The sequence below is a fragment of the Lysobacter antibioticus HS124 genome (assembly GCF_000336385.2).
Taxonomy (GTDB): domain Bacteria; phylum Pseudomonadota; class Gammaproteobacteria; order Xanthomonadales; family Xanthomonadaceae; genus Lysobacter; species Lysobacter firmicutimachus.
Genome location: NZ_HG424605.1, coordinates 1 through 1,959 on the forward strand (window position 1 = coordinate 1; position 1,959 = coordinate 1,959).

At 68.0% G+C, this 1,959-nt stretch carries 2 protein-coding genes and 1 pseudogene; 1 reads left to right on the forward strand and 2 read right to left on the reverse strand.

Features of this window, described 5'->3' with window-relative positions:
• Nucleotides 1-198, reverse strand: a pseudogene (locus tag TX83_RS21495) (hypothetical protein); the annotation flags it as partial.
• Between the two features lie 399 nt (nt 199-597).
• On the reverse strand, nt 598-1,149 hold the full coding sequence (gene sufT / locus TX83_RS21500) for a putative Fe-S cluster assembly protein SufT (RefSeq protein WP_064750028.1): 552 nt from the start codon (nt 1,147-1,149) through the stop codon (nt 598-600).
• A gap of 101 nt (nt 1,150-1,250) precedes the next feature.
• Here sufT and TX83_RS21505 point away from each other — a divergent pair, with 101 nt between their 5' ends.
• Nucleotides 1,251-1,703 (forward strand): hypothetical protein, encoded by a 453-nt coding sequence (locus tag TX83_RS21505; protein WP_064750029.1) that lies wholly within the window; start codon nt 1,251-1,253, stop codon nt 1,701-1,703.
• The last annotated feature ends 256 nt before the right edge of the window (nt 1,704-1,959 follow it).

Here is a 1,959-nt window from a genome sequence, read left to right on the forward strand (position 1 = left end):
GGCGCTGCTGCGCTGCGCGCTGCCGTCGCGGTACTTGACGATGAACTCGTCCTGCGCGTGCTGATTCAAGGACGAGAGATTGACGCGCTCTGCGGCGAAGGCGGACATCGCCGCGCAGGACAGGGCGGTCGCGGTGGCGACGGCAAGAGCGCGTTGCGACAGGACGCGCGAGGATGCGGGCTTGTTGCGGCAAGACATGATGGAACCCCCAAAGCGAAGGCCGGCGATGCGGCGTAAGCGCGCGAGGGCCGGTTCGAAGCATGGCGGCTTCGCGACGGGCTCGCGCAGTGCGTGCGGACTCGTCGATCCGCGCGGCACACGCTACGAGTGCGTCGTCGGCGCTCACAAGGCGCGCTTCGGGGGCGATTGCGGACATACCCGTGCGTCCGATCACGTATCGGCACCATACGTTTCGGAATCGCGACAGGTTGGCGACGGATCGGCGATCGTCGCAACGGGAATTAATGTGCTTTTTGTATCAGCGCACGCGTTCGTACAGTCGAAGGCCTGCGATCGCGATGCGGGCGCTCATCCGGTTCGGCGCGCGACGCCGGCGGGTTCGCCGATCGGCGCCGGATCCGCCCGGCGCCGATGCAGTCACAGCATGCCGGTTTCCAGGCGCGCGGCCTCGGACATCATGTTGCGATTCCACGGCGGATCGAACACCAGTTCGACATCGGCCTCGGCCACGGTCGGAATCATCTCCAGCTTGCTGCGCACGTCGTCGACCAGGATATCGCCCATGCCGCAGGCCGGCGCCGTCAAGGTCATGCGCACCTCGACCGTGCGCTGGCCGTCGTCGCGATGCTTGACCGCCGCTTCGTAGACCAGGCCCAGCTCGACCACGTTGATCGGGATCTCCGGGTCGAAGCAGGTGCGCAGTTGCTGCCACACCAGCCGTTCGACCGCTTCGTCGTCGGCGCCTTCGGGCAGCTCCAGCGGTTCCGGCGGTTCTTTGCCGATGGCGTCGGCGTCGCGGCCGTGGATGCGGAACAGGTTGCCCTCGACGAACACCGTGTAGCTGCCGCCCAGGGCCTGGGTGATGTAGCCCACGCTGCCGGCCGGCAGGGTCACCTGCTCGCCTTGGGGGACCATGACGACGGCGCAATCGCGCTCGAAACGGACGGGTTCGCTGCTGCGGGAGTACATGCCGGAAAGATGGGGACGCCGTGCCGCAGCACAAGAAGGCCTATTCTACCGGCCCCGGCCGGCTATGCTGTAGGGCTTGCCCCGCCCACAGTGTTCCGCCGATGACCGTCGCCGTGCCGACCGAACCCCGTGCCCCCCGCCAGACCGAGCGCGCGCAACGCCGGGTGACCGCATTCTCCTGGCTGCTGCTGGCCCTGGGCACGGTCGGTTTCGCCGCGTTCTGGGTGTTGCTGGCGGTGGCCTGGGACCGCCAGTGCAGCTGGATGGCGGTGCTGGGCGCGCTGGACATCGCCTGGATGCTGCGCCTGGGCGGCTGGCGCCCGGGCCCGCGCCGGGCCGGTCTGGGATTGGCGGCGAGCGCGTTGATCGTACTGATCGCCAACTGGGGCATCGCCGCGAGCCAGTACGGCGGCATGCTCGGCTTCGGTCCGCTGGAGTCCTCGACCCGATTGGGCCCGAATTTCGCCTGGACCCTGTTCCAGCTGGCCAATACCGGCACCGACCTGATCTGGCTGGCGCTGGCCGCGGCGGTGGCGGTGGTCGCCTCGCGCTGAGGCGGTTGGCGGCTGCGGGCGCTAACGATGCGATACCGCGGCAACGCGGTCGCGGCTTGCGCCCCTGCCCCAAAGCAACGACGCCGTGCCCAGCGTTGCCGTTGCCATGAAGAGCTTGGTGCCGCTTCGGACAGACCGGGGAGGGCCTGTGCGGAGCAGCCCTGCGCAGGCTACGTCCCATAGTGGCCCTTGATGCGAAACGGCCATGGCGTTTTCTTTGGCTACTTTTTGACCGAAGGAAATCCAGTAGGACGTT

Excerpts from the sequence above, each read along its gene's own strand:
- sufT (WP_064750028.1), bottom strand. The coding sequence starts at position 1,149 with ATGTACTCCCGCAGCAGCGAACCCGTCCGTTTCGAGCGCGATTGCGCC.
- TX83_RS21505 (WP_064750029.1), top strand. The coding sequence starts at position 1,251 with ATGACCGTCGCCGTGCCGACCGAACCCCGTGCCCCCCGCCAGACCGAG.